Source organism: Pseudonocardia sp. GCM10023141 (assembly GCF_042653605.1).
Genome location: NZ_JBHSIR010000007.1, coordinates 41,730 through 60,109, shown reverse-complemented (window position 1 = coordinate 60,109; position 18,380 = coordinate 41,730). Strand labels below are relative to the sequence as shown.

Annotated in this window: 17 protein-coding genes and 1 pseudogene; 7 read left to right on the top strand and 11 right to left on the bottom strand. The window is 69.0% G+C overall.

Translation table 11 applies throughout. The features are described from left to right. Positions 1–14: 14 nt before the first annotated feature. On the bottom strand, positions 15–782 hold the full coding sequence (locus tag ACFPFQ_RS02925) for an SDR family NAD(P)-dependent oxidoreductase (RefSeq protein ID WP_379614446.1): 768 nt from the start codon (positions 780–782) through the stop codon (positions 15–17). A gap of 481 nt (positions 783–1,263) precedes the next feature. On the opposite strand from ACFPFQ_RS02925, the gene ACFPFQ_RS02920 reads away from it, so the two are divergent. Continuing rightward, on the top strand, positions 1,264–2,244 hold the full coding sequence (locus ACFPFQ_RS02920) for an AraC family transcriptional regulator (protein WP_379614444.1): 981 nt from the start codon (positions 1,264–1,266) through the stop codon (positions 2,242–2,244). A 120-nt stretch (positions 2,245–2,364) separates the two neighbouring features. Here the strand turns inward: ACFPFQ_RS02920 and ACFPFQ_RS02915 are convergent, their stop codons facing one another. From ACFPFQ_RS02915 to ACFPFQ_RS02895, 5 genes are all read right to left on the bottom strand, one after another. After that, positions 2,365–3,630, bottom strand: a complete 1,266-nt coding sequence (locus tag ACFPFQ_RS02915) for a bifunctional 3,4-dihydroxy-2-butanone-4-phosphate synthase/GTP cyclohydrolase II (protein WP_379614442.1) — start codon at positions 3,628–3,630, stop codon at positions 2,365–2,367. A 68-nt stretch (positions 3,631–3,698) separates the two neighbouring features. Beyond that, positions 3,699–4,214, bottom strand: coding sequence for a flavin reductase family protein (locus tag ACFPFQ_RS02910; RefSeq protein ID WP_379614440.1), 516 nt, complete (start codon positions 4,212–4,214; stop codon positions 3,699–3,701). Then, positions 4,211–4,756 (bottom strand): 3-isopropylmalate dehydratase, encoded by a 546-nt coding sequence (locus ACFPFQ_RS02905; protein ID WP_379614438.1) that lies wholly within the window; start codon positions 4,754–4,756, stop codon positions 4,211–4,213. Before ACFPFQ_RS02905 ends, ACFPFQ_RS02910 begins: the two co-directional genes overlap by 4 nt. Then, complete coding sequence (locus ACFPFQ_RS02900) at positions 4,753–5,985, bottom strand: aconitase/3-isopropylmalate dehydratase large subunit family protein (protein WP_379614638.1); 1,233 nt, start codon at positions 5,983–5,985, stop codon at positions 4,753–4,755. The genes ACFPFQ_RS02905 and ACFPFQ_RS02900 overlap by 4 nt, the downstream gene beginning before the upstream one ends. A gap of 31 nt (positions 5,986–6,016) precedes the next feature. Continuing rightward, the gene (locus ACFPFQ_RS02895; protein ID WP_379614436.1) at positions 6,017–6,862 is read right to left on the bottom strand and encodes an isocitrate lyase/PEP mutase family protein; all 846 of its coding nucleotides are present in this window, start codon (positions 6,860–6,862) and stop codon (positions 6,017–6,019) included. Positions 6,863–7,361: 499 nt separating this feature from the next. On the opposite strand from ACFPFQ_RS02895, the pseudogene ACFPFQ_RS02890 reads away from it, so the two are divergent. Next, a pseudogene (locus ACFPFQ_RS02890) lies at positions 7,362–7,868 on the top strand (phage integrase central domain-containing protein); the annotation flags it as partial. Between the two features lie 259 nt (positions 7,869–8,127). Beyond that, on the top strand, positions 8,128–8,613 hold the full coding sequence (locus tag ACFPFQ_RS02885) for a hypothetical protein (RefSeq protein WP_379614650.1): 486 nt from the start codon (positions 8,128–8,130) through the stop codon (positions 8,611–8,613). On the opposite strand, the gene ACFPFQ_RS02880 is transcribed toward ACFPFQ_RS02885, so the two are convergent. The 5 genes from ACFPFQ_RS02880 to ACFPFQ_RS02860 form a co-directional block, all read right to left on the bottom strand. Continuing rightward, the gene (locus ACFPFQ_RS02880) at positions 8,590–8,865 is read right to left on the bottom strand and encodes a hypothetical protein (RefSeq protein ID WP_379614434.1); all 276 of its coding nucleotides are present in this window, start codon (positions 8,863–8,865) and stop codon (positions 8,590–8,592) included. The two genes, ACFPFQ_RS02885 and ACFPFQ_RS02880, sit on opposite strands and share 24 nt — an antisense overlap. Further along, positions 8,862–9,047, bottom strand: coding sequence for a hypothetical protein (locus tag ACFPFQ_RS02875; protein ID WP_379614432.1), 186 nt, complete (start codon positions 9,045–9,047; stop codon positions 8,862–8,864). Before ACFPFQ_RS02875 ends, ACFPFQ_RS02880 begins: the two co-directional genes overlap by 4 nt. Before the next feature lie 125 nt (positions 9,048–9,172). Continuing rightward, complete coding sequence (locus ACFPFQ_RS02870) at positions 9,173–9,967, bottom strand: hypothetical protein (protein WP_379614430.1); 795 nt, start codon at positions 9,965–9,967, stop codon at positions 9,173–9,175. Positions 9,968–10,570: 603 nt separating this feature from the next. Beyond that, a complete protein-coding gene (locus tag ACFPFQ_RS02865) occupies positions 10,571–12,196 on the bottom strand; it encodes a GMC family oxidoreductase (RefSeq protein WP_379614428.1) in 1,626 nt (541 codons plus the stop codon). A gap of 134 nt (positions 12,197–12,330) precedes the next feature. Beyond that, complete coding sequence (locus ACFPFQ_RS02860) at positions 12,331–13,779, bottom strand: aldehyde dehydrogenase family protein (RefSeq protein ID WP_379614426.1); 1,449 nt, start codon at positions 13,777–13,779, stop codon at positions 12,331–12,333. A 259-nt stretch (positions 13,780–14,038) separates the two neighbouring features. On the opposite strand from ACFPFQ_RS02860, the gene ACFPFQ_RS02855 reads away from it, so the two are divergent. The 4 genes from ACFPFQ_RS02855 to ACFPFQ_RS02840 all read left to right on the top strand — a co-directional run bounded on the left by ACFPFQ_RS02855 (position 14,039) and on the right by ACFPFQ_RS02840 (position 18,377). Next, entirely contained in the window at positions 14,039–14,863 is an 825-nt protein-coding gene (locus tag ACFPFQ_RS02855; RefSeq protein ID WP_379614424.1) for a PaaX family transcriptional regulator C-terminal domain-containing protein, read from the top strand. Between the two features lie 282 nt (positions 14,864–15,145). Further along, positions 15,146–16,477 (top strand): MFS transporter, encoded by a 1,332-nt coding sequence (locus tag ACFPFQ_RS02850; RefSeq protein ID WP_379614422.1) that lies wholly within the window; start codon positions 15,146–15,148, stop codon positions 16,475–16,477. Further along, positions 16,474–17,565, top strand: a complete 1,092-nt coding sequence (locus tag ACFPFQ_RS02845; RefSeq protein WP_379614420.1) for a cupin domain-containing protein — start codon at positions 16,474–16,476, stop codon at positions 17,563–17,565. The genes ACFPFQ_RS02850 and ACFPFQ_RS02845 overlap by 4 nt, the downstream gene beginning before the upstream one ends. Further along, entirely contained in the window at positions 17,562–18,377 is an 816-nt protein-coding gene (locus tag ACFPFQ_RS02840; RefSeq protein ID WP_379614418.1) for a fumarylacetoacetate hydrolase family protein, read from the top strand. The genes ACFPFQ_RS02845 and ACFPFQ_RS02840 overlap by 4 nt, the downstream gene beginning before the upstream one ends. The last annotated feature ends 3 nt before the right edge of the window (positions 18,378–18,380 follow it).

Sequence of the window (18,380 nt, the reverse complement as noted above, 5' to 3'; positions counted from 1 at the left end):
TCTGACTTCGGTACTCATTGGAGGGACCAGCCTCCGTCGACGTTGACGACGGAGCCGGTCATGAAGCTGGACTCGTCACTGGCCAGGTACAACGCCAGCGAGACGACCTCCTCGGGTCTGCCGAGGCGCCCGAGCACGTGTCCCGCGGCGAAACCGCCCATGATCTCGTCGGCATCCGGGTTGCCGGGCAGCATCGAGACGAAGTTCCGCGGCATCGCGGTGTCGATGACACCCGGGCAGATCGCGTTGACCCGGATCCCGAACTGCGCGAGGTCGACCGCGGCGCACTTGGAGAACATGGCCAGCGCCGCCTTGGCCGCACCGTAGGCCGACAGGTCGGGGAAGACCGTCACCCCGCCGATCGAGGAGACGTTGACGATGGAGGCGTTGCGCCCGGTCATGTGGGGAGCGAGCGCCTTGGTGAGCAGGAAGACGCTCTTGAGGTTGACGTCCTGCACTCGGTCCCATTCCTCGACCGATGTCTCGAGGAGCGATTTCCCGAGGATGATGCCGTGGTTCGCGTAGAGGATATCGAGTCCGCCGGCATCCTGGGCTGCTGCGGAAAGACGATCGATATCGTTCGGATCGGTGACGTTCGCAGGGATGAAGCTGACCGAGAGCCCCTTGTCGCGCAACTCTTGCGCGAAGTCGGCTCCGGTTTGCGCGTCGAGATCGGTGGCTATCACCGTTGCGCCCTCTTCGGCGAACCGCGCGCAGGCGATGCGGCCCTGGCCACCGGTGGCACCGGTGATGAGAGCTGTCTTTCCCGGCAATCGGGACACGCTGGACTCCCTTTCGTTGGAAGCGGAACGAAAATGAACCGTGTCGCAGCCAGCTGTGTTCGCCGCGGCCGCAGGGACACCACTTTCGAGGCCGCGCCGCCCGTCAGCTATCCCCGAGCCGAACAGCCGTCATCCGCTTTCCGAACGGACGCGCGCAATGGCGACTAGGACAGGCCCTGAGGCCTCGACCTGGGGTAGCGGCTACCGGAGTTGGCTCGCCACGAGACGGCACCGGACCGGCTCGCCGTGGTGGCCGGCCTCCTCGCGCCGTACTCGGTCACGCCGTGCCTGGCGTGCTCGTCAAGGCATGGGGCTCCCTGTGACCCGAGCCTGAGCACCTCGGAACGTGCGTTATCCAGATTGCGACCGTCTTTCGCCAGTGTTGTGGACACAGCCGCCCTGCCGATCCACCATGGCAGGGCTCGGCAGGCCGTGAGCCTGGTCGACGGATCGCGCCATGAAGTGGCAAGGAGGCCGCTCTATGTCTCGAGCGGAACGACACCTCGCTATCCCGGTCCTGCAGGCCTCGGATGTCGAGGGTGCACGAGCGCACATCGCCTCGGTCTTCATCCCGCACGGTCTACTGCCCCACGACGGCGGCGCGTTGGGCTTCCGCTTGGCCCATTTCCGCACCCCACGGCTGACCTTCGGGCATGCGACCTACGGGGCCGACATGGAGCTGCTGTGCCCGGCGATGGAAACCTCCTACCACGTCAACCTCACCCTGAAGGGGACGACCCGAGTCCAACAGGGCGCAGCGGAGGCTCAGACCACAGCTCGTCGAACAGGCGCTGCGTTCAATGCCAACGAGCCCTACCGGGTGCGATGGAGCCCTGATGCGGTGCAGCTCGCCTTGAAGCTGCCCTGCCGGGCGGTCGACGAGCAGTTGGCTGCGCTGCTCGGGGCACCGATGCCTCCGGTGCGGCTCGACCTCACCTTCGACCTCGCCGATCCAGCCGGGCGCGGCCTGCTCTCAGCCGTCCACCATCTGAAGCAGCAGTTCTCGCTCGCGGCGGACACGGGCAGCGTGCCCCGTCCGATCATCGCGCAGCTCGAATCCTATGTGTTGACGCAGACCTTGCTGGCGATCCCGAACAACCACAGCGATGCCCTGCGGGTAGAACCGGCGCAGGTCGGGCGCAGCTATGTCCGCCGTGCCGCGGAGTTGGTGGAGCAGCGAGCGGACGAGCCGTGGACGGTCGAAGACCTTGCCCGAGAGGTGTCCGTCGGAGCTCGGGCCTTGCAGAGCGGGTTCCGCCGCGAACTCGGCGTGACCCCGATGCAATACCTCCGGGAGATCCGGCTGCGACGCGCACGCGACGAACTGCTCAACGGATCCGACCAGCGCGTCAGCGAGATCGCCGTCAAATGGGGCTTCTACCATCTCGGACGCTTTTCACAACAGTATCGTCAACGATTCGGAGTGCACCCCTCGGAGACGTTGCGTCGCAGTAGCTCTTGAACGGATGAATGCTCGAAAGGCGAAGGGTTTCGATGGGCTCCGCGAAACGGTGTTCAAATCACTGACTGTTGCCGGGTTGCCGGTGTGCGCGTCTTTGGCCCCTGGTCGACATTTCTGACGTCACCGGGTGATTCGCCGTTCGAGTGGGTCGAGGCGGTGGCCCATGCGATCGCGCTTGGTGCGCAGATAGCGCAGGTTCTCTGGCGTGGTGACAGTCGGCAGAGCCACGCGGTCGACGATCTCCAGCGCATAGCCGTCGAGTCCGCCGTACTTCGCTGGGTTGTTCGTGATCAATCGCAGTCGTTTGACGCCGAGTTGGCCGAGGATCTGCGCCCCGACGCCGTAGCTGCGTGAGTCGACGGGCATGCCTTGCGCGGTGTTGGCGTCGACGGTGTCGAGCCCCTGTTCCTGAAGGGCGTAGGCCCGGATCTTGTGGCCCAGCCCGATGCCGCGGCCTTCGTGGCCGCGCAGGTAGACCACCACGCCGCAGCCTTCCTCCGCGATAGCGCGCATGGCCTGCTCGAACTGTGCACCGCAGTCGCACCGCAGGGACCCGATGATGTCGCCGGTGAGGCACTCGCTGTGCACTCGGACCAAGACACCTCGCTCGGAGCGGCCGGCGGCTGCTATGTCTCCCATGACGAGGGCGAGGTGTTCGATGCCGTCGAGCCGAGAGCGATAGGCGACAGCCCGGAAGTCGCCGAACGTGGTTGGCATCGCGGCGTTGGCAACCGGCTCGACGAGCTGCTCGGTGGCTCGGCGATAGCGGACGAGGTCGGCGATCGCCAGGACCGGCAGGTGATGGGCGGCGGCGAAGTCGGTCAATGCCTGCCCACGCATCATCTCGCCGTCGGCACTGACCAGCTCGCTGATCACGCCGACCCCCCTCCGGCCGGCCAGCCGGAGTAGATCAGTGGTGGCTTCGGTGTGGCCGGCTCGTACGAGCACTCCTCCCTGGCGCGCGCGTAGCGGGAAGACGTGGCCGGGACGGCGAAGCTGCGCAGGGGTGGTATCCGGGTCGGCGAGTGCCCGGCAGGTGCGGGCGCGGGCGGAGGCCGCAACCCCTGTGCCGGTGTCGACGTGGTCGACCGAGACCGTGAAGGCTGTGCCGTGGGCGTCACGGTTGTCGGCGACCATCGGCGGCAGACCGAGCAGGTCGGCACGCTCGCCGGACATCGGGGTACACACGATGCCGGTGGTGTGCGCCACCACGAACGCCATCTGCGTGGCCGTGACGGACTCGGCGGCGAGAACCAGGTCGCCCTCGTTCTCGCGGTCGTCGTCGTCGATCACGACGACCATTCGACCGTCTGCCAGCGCTTCGACGGCGGCGTGCACGTTGTCCGCGGGAGTCGCGACTCGCAGTGCCGCGATGTGGGTGGGCATTCGGAACTCCTCTTCGGTGAGGCGGCGGGCGATCGTCGCGGACGTGCGTGCTCCTCGGCCTGATGCGCTTAGCTGCTGGTGGCTGGCTCAGACGCGGCGAGTGTGCGGAACCTGCTGCCGTGAAACACCAGCGGCGCAGTCTCCGGTTGTGCCCGCAGACCGTGGATGCGGAACAGGACGATCAAGTGGTCGCCTGCCGGGATCTCGCCATCCACCGAGCAGTCCATCCAAAGGGTGGAACCGCGGACGTACACGGCGTCGTCGGGGGTGGCGTCCCAGTCGACTCCGGCGAACCGGTCACCGTGCCTGGACGACAGACTTCGGCAGGCGGAGTCGTGGCCCTCGGCCAGCACGCTGAGGCCGAGGCGCGGCCGGTCACGGAGCATCGGCCAGGTTCTCGAGCTGCCCTGGATACAGACCGAGACAAGCGGCGGATCCACCGACACGGAGGTGAAGGAGCTGGCCGCGAGGCCCACCGGGGTGCCGTCGATCGATGCACAGATCGCGGTGACGCCCGACGGGAAGCATCCGAAGGCCTGACGGAGGACCGCTGGATCATGGCGAAGGCGCGCAATCTCGATCATGCTTTCGCCACTTCAGCGTCGTGCTCGGGGAGATGACCGTCTGCGATGAGGCGTGGGATGAGTCCACCGGCATCGAGGATGTCGAGAACCATCGGGGGCAGTGGGGAGAACCGGATCTGCGCAGTTCCGCAGCTGAGCCGGCCCTGCGAGAGATGGACGGTCACCACGTCGCCTTCGGCGACAAGATCGGTGACGCCGTGGGCGGTGATGGCGGGTAGTCCGTTGTTGATGGCGTTGCGTAGGAACAGCGAGTTGAACTCCTCAGCGACGAGCGCCGTGATCCCGAGGTGTCTGAAGAGGGCGGCGACCGGTCTGCTTGATCCGATGCCGAAGTTGCGGCCGGCGATGACGATGTCACCGGGCTGTACCTGCTCGGTCCAGCCGGGCCGCAGGTCGTAGAAGACGTGGCGGGCGGCCTCGGCGATGTCGAGCTTCATCGCGAAACCCGGATACATGGCGTCGGTGTTGATGCTGTCGCCGAAGATCCAGGCTCGCCCAATGATGTGGTGCGGGTCTGCCGGGGGAGTCGTGGGCACTGTCACGACGTCTCCACTCGAGGGTCGGTGATGCGTCCGGTGATCGCCGATGCAGCGACGGTGGCGGTCGCGGCCATGTAGATCTCGGCGCTCGGGCTGCCCATGCGTCCGCGGAAGTTGCGTGTGCTCGCGGTGAGGCACACCTCTCCGTCGCCGATCACGCCGAGGTGGTAGCCGAAGCAGGCGCCGCAGGTCGAGTTCGTGACGACGGCACCGGCGTCGGCCATCTTCTGCACGTACCCGAGGCGGACCGCGTCGCGGTAGACGGTCTGCGACGCCGGGGTGACGATGAGCCGGGTGCCGACGGCGACCTGTCGGCCGTCGAGGATCTCGGCGGCGATCCTGAGGTCCTCTAGTTGCCCATTGGCGCAGGAGCCGATGAAACACTGGTCCACGGGGCGACTCTCGATCTGCGAGATCGGCACCGCGTTGCCGCTGACCCGGCCGGGCCGCGCGACGTGGGGCTCGAGGGTGCTGAGGTCGACCGTGCGTACGTCGACGTAGGACGCGTCGTCGTCGGGAGCGGCCGCGATGTAGCCGCCGGCGCCGTGGGCTGCGAGGAAATCGATGCAGACCTGGTCAGCACCGAAGGTGGCGAAGTCGGCCGAGATCTCCGCGGCCTGGGTGGCAATGGTGCGGCGGTCGTTCATCGGGACTGAGGCGACGCCGGGACCGCCGAACTCGAGGTTGCAATTGGTGGCATCGCCCCACGTGCCAGCGATGTGGAGGAAGACGTCCTTGCCGCCGACGCCTGCAGGCAGCTCGCCGACGAGCTCGTAGCGGATCGTTGGGCCGACGGTGAACCAGGTCCGGCCGGTGCACAGGATCGCGATGATCTCCGCCGGCCCGAGCCCGCGAGCAGCGCAGTTGTACGCCCCGCCCGCGCAAGTGTGCGAATCGGTGCAAGTCAGCACTTGGCCCGGCAGTGCGAGGGCGTTCTCTGCGATCACCTGATGGCAGATGCCATGTCGGCCCACGTCGTAGAACCTGTCGATCCCGAACTTCGCTGCGAACTTCCGCGCGAGGATGCCGCTCTGCGCGTCGCCGAGGGTGGGTGCCGGAACCGCATGATCCATGATGATCGCGGTGCGCTCGGGATCGGCGAGAGCCAGTGGTTCGTGCCAGTACTGGAACATCAGGTCGATCAGCACGTTCATGTCGACTTCGCAAACGATGGTGTCACCGACTCCGACACGGTCCTGGCCCGAGGCACGAGCAAGGATCTTCTCGATCATGGTCATGCCCATGACGGGTCTCCTTTCGTGATCATCGGTAGCGGTCGGCGAGCTCGGTCCAGGCCCCCAGCCCGACCAGTTCGAACAGGTCGCGAGGGCCGGAGGGTTCGGCAACAGTTCGGCCACCGAGACGGGTCAACGCATCGGCCATTGCGGCGGTGGACGGCAGCAGGGTGGCCGCGGGGTAGATCGCCAGTCGGAAGCCGAGTCGGTCCAGCTCCTTGTCCTCGATCGACGGCGTGCGGCCCCCGGGCACGACGTTGAACACGAGCGGCGCGTCGATCTCGGCCGCGACGCGCTCGATCTCGGCGATCGTTTCCGGGGCTTCCACGAAGACCAGGTCAGCGCCTGCAGCGGCGTACCGTTGTGCGCGCTCGATCGCCGTGTCGATGTCTTCGGGCCCGCGGGCGTCGGTGCGTGCAATGAGGACCAGATCTGAGCGTCGGGCGTCCTGCGCGGCCCGCAACACGGAGATGAACTGATCTGCGTCGATCAACTCCTTGCCCGTGAGGTGCCCGCACCTCTTGGGGAAGGCTTGGTCCTCGAGTTGGATCGCCGCGGCGCCGGCTCGCTCATACGCGCGTACGGTCCGGGCGGCGTGCATCGCGTTCCCGTAGCCGGTGTCGGCGTCGGCGATGACTGGAAGGTCGCTGGCCTCGACGACCACGGCCAGGCGTTCTACCATTTCCGTCGCTGTGACGAGGCCGATGTCGGGCAGTCCGAATCCGGATGTCGCGACGCCGGCCCCGGTGAAGTAGACGGCAGGGAATCCCGCCTGCCGCACGAGGTGCGCGCTGATGCCGTCGAATGCTCCGGGGGCGCGCACGAGGGCCGGCCCGTGGAGCAGGGCCCGCAGCGCACCGATGTGGTCGGTCATTGAACTCCCTTCGATGGCGCAACAGGGACCTGAATCTCGGGGCAGCCGGCTGTGTTCCCCTCTGCCGCAGGACTCAACTGTCGAGGCTGCGCCGCCCGTCAGCTATCCCCGAGCCGACGAGCCGCCATCCGCTTTCCGAACGGATGCGCGCAGTGCCGACATGGGCCCGACCCGGGTGACGGCTGCCGGTGTTGGCTCGCCGAGTCGGATCCTGACGAGTAGCTTTCCGGGCACGTCGAAGGTGGAGCACGAGGGCGACTGGCCGTGGTCGTCGTGCCGCGCCGACGGTCGCCGTGACACGTCTCGTGACGCGAACCAGCGGCAACTACTGACGTTCACGACGCTTGCGGGCTTCCCTCATGATCCGTCAGGTCGTGGGTTCGAACCCCACCCGCCCCAAAATGCCTGGTCAGGGAGTTTGTCAGTCGCCTGAGGTGCGCTACCAAGATCAGAACCCACGGAAACCCCACGGAAACTCGTGGCGGAGGGGGCGAGATCGATGGCGCGACCACCACTGGGCATGGGTACACACGGCAGCATCACAGTGAAGAAGCGACCGGGCGGCTCCAGCTGGCTGGCCCGCTGCAGGTTCCGTGACTTCGACGGTGTGACCCGCGACCTGGAGTACGCCGGCTCTACGAAGAACGCCGCGAATACTGCCCTTCAGGACGCCATACAGGAACGCATCGGTTCGCCGATGTCGCCGCTCCGGCCCCAGTACAAGTTCGAGCGCGCGGCGGACATGTGGTTGACCAAGCTCGACGCCCAAGTGGCCGAAGGCACCCGAGCCGTGACGACGGCGGACACCTACCGGCAGCGCCTTCGCTCGGTCATTCTGCCGGCTAGGGGCCAATGGCGGCTCCGGGAGTGCACCGTCCCGATGCTGGATGGGTTCTTTCGGGGTCTCATCGGGACGCAGAGCCCCGAGTCCCGCAAGACCATCCGAACGGTCGTGTCGTTGATCCTGCGGCTCGCTGTGCAGCACGAGGCGATCCGCGACAACCCCGTCCGGCACCTGGACCCCATCGAGAGCGCCTCGCGCAAGCCCCGCGCGCTCACCGCAGAGGAGCGCCGGCGGTTCCTGGAGTGGATGCAGGGCAAATCGGACGACAAGGACGAGGCGCGGGCGCAGGCGAGCGCGCGCCGGCGCGACCTCCCAGACCTCGTGACCTTCATGCTGGGCACGGGCGTCCGCATCGGCGAGGCACTGGCGGTGCGGTGGTGCGATCGACGACGCCCGCGCCAAAGCCCTTGCCCACACCGCCGTGACCCGCGCCGACGCCGACGCCGCCCGCTCCCTGCTCGCCCAACGCCACGCCGACGACCAGGAACCAGAGCCGACCGTCACCGCGCAGGAATGGCTCGACGCCGAACGCGCAGCACGCCGCGACGACGACGACCACCGACCCATCACCGACACCGACCTGCACACCGGCGACGAACTGCCCGACGACCACACGGCAGCAACAACCACCGACACACGGCCGCTCACCCCCGCCCCCACCGATGTGCGCGAGGTCGCGGCCGCCGAACCACAGCCTGTCGCCGAGGACGACGTCCGCGTCCCCACCGCCGAGGACGTCGACCACTCACTCGACCGCGCACAGCGTGCCCTCGACGAGATCACCGCCCGCGAGCTCCTCGACGTGGAGGAAGACGACCACCACAGCGCACTGGGCACAGCAGACACCGGACGACGTCGACGCCGCGGACGCCCCCGTGACGGCTCAGGACGTGACCTGAACCCCTGACGGCGAACTCACGCCGGCCGCGCAGGGCACGTCGAGCGGGAACGGCGGCGCGCCCTCGTGACGGAACGCCCACCGCAACGTCGTGGTGATCGCCGCGACCCAGCCCGGCCGCAGCCGCGCCGTCTCCGGGTCCCGCCGCGGCAGCGCCTCCGCCGCGAGCAGCTCCGCGGCGATCAACTCCTCGAACGCGCGATCGCGCCGTCGCGTCACCGGCGCTGCCGCCGGCGCGCGGCGCCCCATCTGGTCGGTCACCACCACGCCGGCGAGCCAGCGCAGGTCACCGCAACACCGGCCGGGTACCAGTCATCGAGGCCCTGCCGGCCGTACTCAGCATTCAGATGTTCAGCCGTGCGCCACACATGCGCGAAGCCCGCGCGCTGAACCCGCAGGTTCCGGACGGGAACTGCGTCGATCAAACGCTCGGTCACCTCCATGTGCCTCAGGGTGACAGGACGATCCGACAATTTCGAGGGTTGGTCCCATCGGAGCCGAATTCGAGCGTGCCTCGCGATCACTTGCCGCTTGTCGCCCCGCCCACCACCTGTCCTGTGCTGCAGCGTTATCGCTCGTCGTGCTCGGGTTCGTTCCTGGACACGCTGTGGACGTCGACGATAGCGCTGGAGTCGTGGTCGGTGAGGGCGCCGATGAAGCCCATCTCGGCGTCGGCACGTTGCCGCACGGCGCTGGTCCGCTGCTCAGCGAGTTGCGCGGCGGCCAGACCGCCGATGAGGGCGGAGACGTACAGGTCGGTCGGCCACACCTGCACGGCCAGGTCACCGAGCAGGTCCGGCAGGTACACCTGGGACGGGCGCACGAGCCTGGGAGTCCCGAGCTCGCTCTGCACCGCGTCAGCATCCTCTGCAGACCATCGCAGCTCAGTCTGGTGCCAACCCGGACCCATGAACCGCCACGTCACGTCGTCGAACCCGACGGTCGGATGGACATGTCGGGTCGACCCGTCGATGGTGACTACCGTCGCCGCGATCGCAACCTGGCTGTCCCGATCATGCCGACGGCGGCCGAACCAACGCCGCACCGCTCCGATCCGCTGGCGCCGGGCGAACGTGACCTCTTCGAACCCGGGTACGGGAGAGTGGTGCAGTTTCTCGTACGGGGTGTGCTGAACGAATCGGATCGGCCGGCCTTCGGGGTAGAGCGCGGTCTGCACGCTGGCAGCTGCCAGCTCCATGCCGTTGGTCAGCGACAAGCCCTCGTGGTCACCGAACTGGCCGATGATCACCACGGGCGGCTCTATGGGGTGTTCGAACGCACGCACGTGCACCACCGTTGTCCTGCCGGACGGTCCGAACGGCATCACGGCGTCGTGAACCAGTTGCCAGCTCTGCTCGGCCATGCGGAACCTCCTGCTCGTTGGGCACGGTAGCCACGGCCACCGACACAACCGGCACCGCGCGGCGGGACCGCTGCTGCTACATATCGGGGTCGAGCAGCTGCGCGAGCTCGCCGGCAAGGCCTTGCGGATTGCGCACGTGCACGGGTGCCGCGGTGCGGGTGAACCGCGATCACGGCCGTGGCAGAGCGCTGCTGTCCGTCGAGCACGTCGATCGTGTGCTCGACCTCGGTGTCGAGTCCGTCCGGTAGTACGTCGGCGACGCCGCTGAGAACCTCGATCGTCTCGCGGATGTTCACGCCCGTCAGTGTCGGCGATGCCCCACGCCGCGCGGGCCCGTTTTGGAAACTCGACGCCACGGCCCGACGCGCTCGCGGCCGCGCGGGCCGTGGAAGAGCCTCGCTGTGCGCCACATATGGGCGAAATCCTTGCGCCGGACCCCGCAGGATTCCTGGAGGAACTGCGTCGATGAAGCGCTGGGTCACCTCGATGCGCCTCAGCGTGACAGGCCACATCGACGAATTCGAGAGTCAGTACCACTGAACCTCCCAGGCGGGGAGTCGCTGCTCCTATCGGCCGAGCGGAGGGCGAGGCACGACGCGGCCGTTAGACCTCGAATCCAAGGATCTCGGCCATCCGGGCGCCGATGAGCACGCACGTCGCCATCGTCGCGACGGCGGGGATGCGCGGCATGATCGAGGCGTCGGCGACGCGGAGGTTGCGAATGCCGTTGACGCGCAGGTGCGGGTCGACGACGGCGTCGGGGTCGTTGCCCATGCGGCAGGTCCCGACTTCATGGAAGTAGGTGGTGGCGCCGTTTCGGACGAAGTCGGTGAGCTCGGACGGCGCGAGCGCGCGGCCGGGCATGACCTCGCGATTGGCGTAGGGCCGCATGGCGGCGGAGTTGCCGAGTTCGCGGCAGAGCTCGATGCCAGCGGCCAGCGCGGTCACGTCATCGGGGTGGGACAGGAAGGCGGCGTCGAGGATCGGCCGGTCGTGCGGGTCGGCCGAGCGGAGTTTCAGGTTGCCGCGGCTCTTGGGCGCGACGAGTCCGGCGCAGAGCGCCCAGCTGCTCGATGGCGGGTTGTACTGCTCGGCGAGGACCTCGCCGGCGTAGGGGATCTCGATCTGCACGATGTTGAGGTCGGGCGACGCCAGGCCGGGATCGGACTTCCAGAAGCCTGCGGCGTTGGCGGCGTTGTTGCGCGGCACCTGGGGCTCCTCGGGCTCCCAGAGGCAGCCGCCGTGCAGGATGTGGTCCTGGAAGTTCCGGCCGACCTCCGGCGCGTCCACGACGACCGGGATCCCGTGCGTGCGCAGGTCGGCTGCGTTGCCGATGCCGCTGAGCATGAGGATCTTCGCGGTGTTGATGCCGCCCGCGCACAGGATGACCTCGCTGGTCGCGCCGATCGTGATGGTGCGGCCGCCGACCGAGATCTCGACGCCGGTCGCGCGGTCGCCCTGCAGCACGACGCGGTTGACGTGGGCGTCGGTGAGCAGCGTGATGTTCGGCTGCGCGAGGACCGGGTAGAGGAACGCCTTGGCCATGTTGTGGCGCTTGCCGTCGCGGATGATCTGGTTCATCAGCGCGAAGCCGCCGGCACTCTCCTCGCGGGCGCCGTTCTGGTCGGCCAGGACGGGATGGCCGAGTTCAGCGGCGGCAGCGAGGAGGGCCGGGGCGAGGGGCGAGAGGTCCTGGGCGGGCTGGCACCAGACCGGACCGCCGGTGCCGCGGTAGTGCGGGTCCGGGTCGCCCTGCCAGTCCTCGAGCCGCCGGAACAGCTCCAGGCCGTGCTCGTAGCCCCAGCTGGAGTCTCCGGTCACGTCGACCCAGTGCTCCAGGTCGGCCCTGAACGGCCGGGCCCACACGGTGGCGTTGATGCTGGTGCCCCCGCCCACGACCCGGCCCATGTGCTCGGGGATTGCGCGCCCGTTCACGCCCGGTCCCGGGACCGCGATGTCGCCCCAGTCGCGGTCCGTGCCGAGGTTGGTGAACCACTGGCCCGGGTCGAGGACCTGTGGGGCGGTGTCCCACCCGCCGGCCTCGACCACGAGCACCGTGACGGAGCTGTCCGACGCGAGCCGGTTCGCGACCACACTGCCCGCGGCTCCCGTTCCGCAGACGACGTAGTCGAACGACGACGGCAGACTCGATGCACGCTCCGCCTGGTTCGCGCGGATCCCCTCGAGCCCGTCCGCCGTCGCTGTCTGATCTCCGTTGATCTCCGACATTCCCGCTCTCCGATCTGCAGCCGTGTGCCCGGCTGGACTGACCCCGACGTTCTCGACGTGCGTGCGCCTGACAGGCACACGCCGGAAGCGCGCCCCCGCCGGTCGTGTCGGCGAGCGGGCGTTGTGCTGTGGACCTACTTGAGGCGCCGGATCGCGTGCTCCTCGACGTACTCCGAGAGGCCGGCGTCGCCGAACTCGCGCCCGATGCCGCTCTGCTTGATGCCGCCGAAGGGCATCCGCGGGTCGAGGGACTCGAACGAGTGCGTGTTGATGAACGTGCTCCCTGCCTCGATCCGGCGGGCGAAGGCCAGACCGCGCTCCGGGTCGGAGGTCCACACGGAGGAGCCGAGCCCGTAGTCGCTGTCGTTGGCCCAGCCCAGGACCTGCTGCTCGTCGTCGTAGGCGATGAGCGGAACGACGGGGCCGAACTGCTCCTCGCACGACACCGGTGCGGTGTGCTCGACGTCGCGGGCGACGTGGGGCAGGACGTAGTAGCCGTTGTCCCAGCCGGCGGGGTCGACCTTGCGGCCGAGCTGGACGAGCTTCGCCGAGGAGTTGCGGGTGCGGTCGAGCAGGTCGAGCACCTTCTTGTACTGGGCCTCGTTGTTGAGCGGTCCGAAGCTCGACTCCGGATCGAGGCCGTGGCCGACCGCGTACTGGTCGACGCGCTCGCAGAAGGCGTCGGCGAACCGGTCATAGCGGGACCGGGGGACGTAGATGCGCTTCACCGCGAAGCAGATCTGCCCGGTGCGCGTGTAGACGCCCTTGACCATCCGGTCGAGGGTCGCGTCGAGGTCGGCGTCGTCGAGGACGACGGCGGGATCGTTGCCGCCGAGCTCGAGGGTCAGGTTCTTGATCGTCGAGACCGACGACTGCACGACCTTCTGCGCGGTTGAGATCCCGCCGGTGAAGCCGACCTTGCGGACGAGGGGGTGGCTGGTCAGCGCCGCACCGACGTCGCCCTCGCCGTGCACGACGTTGAGGACGCCGGTGGGCAGGACCGCGGCGACCCGCTGCAGGAGCAGGGTGAGCGCTGCGGGAGCGAACGGTGACGGCTTGAGGACGAGCGTGTTGCCGGTGGCCAGAGCAGGCGCCAGCTTCATCACGGTCAGGACGACGGGCATGTTCCAGGGCACGATGGCCGCGGCGACCCCGCGCGGCACCTTCTCGACGCTGATGAAGCTCTGCTCGTCGTCGAACTGCAGCGGGCGGAGGAACTCCTCCGCCAGGCTCGCGGTGTGCTGGAGCACGCCTGTGCCGAGCCCGAAGTCGGTCTGGGCCTCCCAGAGCACGCCGCCGTGCTCGCGGACGAGCTGCGGGGCGAGTTCCTCGCCGCTGGCGGCGATGACGTCGGCTGCGGCCATCAGCAGCCGGACCCGCTCACCGGGCGCGGTGTCGCGCCAGGCGGGGAACGCCGCGTGCGCAGCGCGGACCGCACGGTCCACATCGTCGGCGGTGCCGACGGCGACGCGGGCGACGACCTCGTCGAGGCGGCCCGGGTCGAAGACGTCGCGGACGTCGGCAGCGGGAGACATCTCGCCGGCGATCAGGTGCCCGATCTGGGGGACGGTGGTCTGGGTCATGGTCTCCAGTGGTCCTCTCGATGGAGAAGTGAACAGCAGCGTTCGCGCCCATGAGCGTTGAAGTGCAACGAAGATCAGACGGTCGTCGCGATAGTGGGCTCCCGGAGAGGATGGGCGAGGAGGCTGTCCGTGTCAATGGCGCGCCGACCGCCGTTGAAGCGACACGCCTGGGTCGGGGTCGAGTGCGGAGGTGGATCGGTCGGCGGTGAGACACTGGGCGCCCGGGCTCCGTTGCGGCCCCGTGAAGGAGGTGGCGCCGGTGAAGGCGCGGTCATTGGTCTTCGACCTGTTCGGTGACTACCTGCGGTACCGCGGAGGTGAGGCGCGGCTGCGCAGCCTGGTGTCGCTCATGGGCTGCTTCGACGTCCCCGAGGCGACGGTGCGCGTCATCGTTGGTCGACTGCGCAAGGAGGGCTGGCTGTCCAGTCGTCGCGACGGCCGCGAGACCGTCTACGCCCTGACCGACACGGCCTGGAACCTGCTCGACGAGGGCCGGGAACGCATCTTCCACCGTGCCCAGGGGCCCTGGGACGGGCAGTGGCACATGGTCCTCTACTCCGTGCCGGAGTCCGAGCGCGGCCTGCGGGAGCAGTTGCGCAAGAAGCTCGCCTGGTTCGGGTTCGGTCCGCTGTCGGCGTCGGTCTGGCTCAGTCCCCATGACCGCGGCGACCAGGTCAAGGCCGCGTTCGCCGACGAGCCCGCCGTGCGGCTCGACGTGTTCCGGTCACGTTCGGCCGGGCCGCTGGAGGATCGCGACATCGCTGCACGCGCCTGGGATCTCGCCGAGCTCGACCGCTCCTACGTCGGACTGCTGGCCACCTACCGGCCCAGGCTCGCCGCCTACCGTGCCGGGGAGTTCCAGGGGGCCGACGCGCTGGTGGAGCGGATGCGACTCATCCACGACTACCGGCAGTTCCCCTTCCGTGATCCCGACCTGCCTCCCGAGCTGCTGCCCGAGAACTGGTCCGGCCGTCTCGCTCATGACGTGTTCCTCGAGGCGCACGGCTTGCTGCGTGGACCCGCGGAAGCGTGTGTCGACGCACTGACGAGGTCAGCAGTGCTGCCGGGGGAAGAGGCTGGCTAGTGCGGCGGCCGCAAACGTCGACCGGGCCCCTCGCGCGCCCAGGCGGCCCCTCGCGGCGTTGCCGACCTTGCGAATACCCCGGTATGAGCTGCGGCCGGCGCCTCGCCAGGAGCCGCCTGGATCACGCGATGAACCCGGCAACGTTCGTGGCCACCGCAGTAGCGGACGCATGGCCGCTGCGTCCATTCGATTCGTTTTGTAGACGACCGGCGCAATACTGTTGTAACTTGTCGAGGTGCGCGCCATGGCGGCGGCGTGTCTCCGACGAGGAGCGTGGTGCTCGTGTCACAGACGACAAGTTCGGTCTCCCGATCCGGGTTCACCGTGGTCGCGTTGTGCTTCCTGACGATCGTCTTCGACGGCTACGACCTGATCGTCTACGGCTCGATCGTGCCCAGCCTGCTCGCCGAGCCCGGCTGGAACCTGGGACCCGCCCAGGTGGGAGCCATCGGCAGCTACGCGCTCGCCGGGATGCTCGTCGGCGCGTTGACAGCGGGAGCCATCACCGACGCCATCGGCCGTCGCCGCATCATGCTCATCGGCATCACCGCGTTCTCCGTGCTGATGGTCGCCTGCGCGTTCGCGCCGAACCCGACCACGCTCGGTGTCCTCCGGTTCCTCGCGGGCCTCGGCCTGGGTGGAGTGATCCCGTCCGCGATCGCGCTGACCGTCGAGTACGCCCCGCGTGGCCGGCGGCAGCTCTACAACGCGCTGATGTTCGTGGGCTACTCGGTGGGCGGCGTGCTCGCCGCGGTCCTCGCCCTGCTGCTGGTGGCGGACCACCCATGGCGGCTGCTGCTCGCCATCGGCGGCGCGCCCCTGCTGATCGTGCTGCCACTGGCCTGGCGGTTCCTGCCCGAGTCCGTCGGTTTCCTGCTGGCGAAGGGTCGCGACGGTGAGGCGGCGGCACTTGCGACCCGATACGGCGTCGACCTGCCAGGCCTGCAGGCCGAGCGCGCCTCGGCGCGTGGTTCGGCCGGGCCGCGTGCCCTCTTCCGTCCCGGCCTGCGCGCGTCGACGCTGCTGTTCGGTGCGGCGAGCTTCTGCGGGCTCCTGCTGGTCTACGGCCTCAACACCTGGCTGCCGCAGATCATGCGCCAGGCCGGCTACCCGCTCGGATCGGCACTGACGTTCCTGCTCGTGCTCAACCTCGGCGCCATCGTCGGGGGCATCGCGGCCTCGGCGTTGGCTGACCGCTTCGGCTCGAAGCCGGTCACTGTCGGGGCGTTCCTGCTCGCCACGGCGTGCCTGCTGGTGCTCAGCCAGCGGGTCGACACCGGGTTGCTGTTCGTGGCCGTCGCGGTCGCCGGTCTGGGCAGCGTCGGCACGCAGATCCTGGTCAACGGGTACGTGGCGGTGCACCACCCCGCCGCGATCCGGGCCACCGCACTCGGCTGGGCTCTCGGCGTCGGCCGGGCCGGCGCGATCGTCGGGCCGCTGTTCGGCGGGTGGGTGCTGGCCTCGGGCATCGGCTTCCAGTGGAACTTCTACGGGTTCGCGGTACCGGCGCTGATCGGAGCGCTGCTGATCGCACTCGTCCCACGGCGCGGACCCGCGCAACCGCACCACAGCCCGACGACCTCGGGAACGACGAAGGAGGAGACGACCGTATGACCTCGACCGTCCCGCAGGACAACGCGATCACCCCGCAGGAGCAGGCGCAGCTCGACGAGCTGTACGCCGCGTTCGACGCCGCGCACATGAAGCCGCTGTGGACCCAGATCGGCGGGCTGATGCCGACGAGCCCGCGGCCGGACTCGGTGCCGTTCCTGTGGCGCTGGTCGACGCTGCTGCCGCTGGCCGAGCGCGCGGGTGAGCTGGTACCGGTCGGCCGTGGCGGGGAGCGGCGGGCGATCGCGCTGGCGAACCCCGGCCTGCCCGGCACCGCCTACGCCACCCCGACGTTGTGGGCCGCGATCCAGTACCTCGGCCCGCGCGAGGAGGCACCCGCGCACCGCCACACCCAGACGGCCTTCAGGTTCGTGGTCGAGGGCGAAGGTGTCTGGACCAACGTCGAGGGCGATCCCGTCGCGATGCGGCGCGGGGACCTGCTGCTCACGCCGGGTATGCACTTCCACGAGCACCACAACACGACCGACCACCCCATGGCCTGGATCGACGGGCTCGACATCCCGCTCGTCCGCACGATCGACGCCGGCTTCTTCGAGTTCGGCCCGGACGTGCTCTCCACGACCGAGACCCCGGCCGTCTCCCGCAACGAGCGGCTGTGGGGCCATCCCGGACTCACCCCGGTCGGGGCTCCCGCGTCGAAGGCATCACCGCTGATGGCCTACCGCTGGGAGCACACCGACGCTGCGCTGACGGCTCAGCTCGAACTGGAGCGGGAAGGGCACCCCGGAGTCGTCGCCCCCGGTCACGCCGTCGTCCGGTTCACCAACCCCGCGACGGCGGGGGACTGCCTGTCCACCATGCGCTGCGAGATGCACCGCCTGCGGGCGGGCACCCGCACGCCGCTGACCCGCACGGCCGGCTCGTCGGTGTGGCAGATCTTCTCCGGCTCCGGCCTCGTGACGGTCGGCGACGAGCAGTACGAGGTCGGCAAGGGCGACCTGTTCTGCGTCCCGTCCTGGGCCGGTCTCGCCTTCGACACCGACTCCGGGCTCGACGCCTTCCGCTTCTCCGACGAACCCGTCTTCGAGGCCCTCGGCCTCGCCCGCACCACACGAGAGGACCGCGCGTGAAGCTCGCGACCATCCGCAACTCCGGCGGTACCGCAGCCGTCCGCATCGACGCCGATGCAGCCGTCGAGCTCGGCGCCGCCGACCTCGGCGAGTTCCTGGCCCGTCCTGGCTGGAAGGAGGCCGCGGCTGCCGCCGACGGTCCGCGCCACGACCTGGCCGGTCTGGACTACGCCACCTTGGTCCCGCGGCCGGAGAAGGTGTTCTGCGTCGGTCTGAACTACCGCAGCCACATCCTGGAGATGGGCCGCGAGCTGCCCGAGTACCCGACGCTGTTCGCGAAGTTCGCCCGCGCACTGGTCGGCGCGTACGACCCGGTCGAGCTGCCCGCCGGCTCGCAGGAAGTGGACTGGGAGGCCGAGCTGGGCGTGGTGATCGGCGCCGAGGTGCGCCACGCCTCCCGGGAGGAGGCCGAGGCCGCGATCGCGGGTTACACGGTCGTCAACGACGTGACCGGCCGGGACTTCCAGTACCGCTCCGTGCAGTGGCTGCAGGGCAAGACCTTCGAGCGCAGCACCCCCGTCGGGCCCTGGCTGGTCGTCGACGAGGGCGCGCCCGGCGAGATCTCCTGCGAGGTCGACGGCGACATCGTGCAGAAGGCCGACACAGCCGACCTGGTCTTCTCCCCGGTCGATCTCGTCGCCTACATCTCGCAGCTGATCACGCTGGTGCCCGGCGACCTCATCGCCACCGGTACCCCCGGTGGGGTCGGGCACGCCCGCAAGCCCCCGCGCTACCTCGTCGAGGGCTCCCGGCTGGTCACCCGCGTAGAGGGTCTTGGCGAGCAGCGCAACACGCTGGTCAAGGGGGCCTGAGCC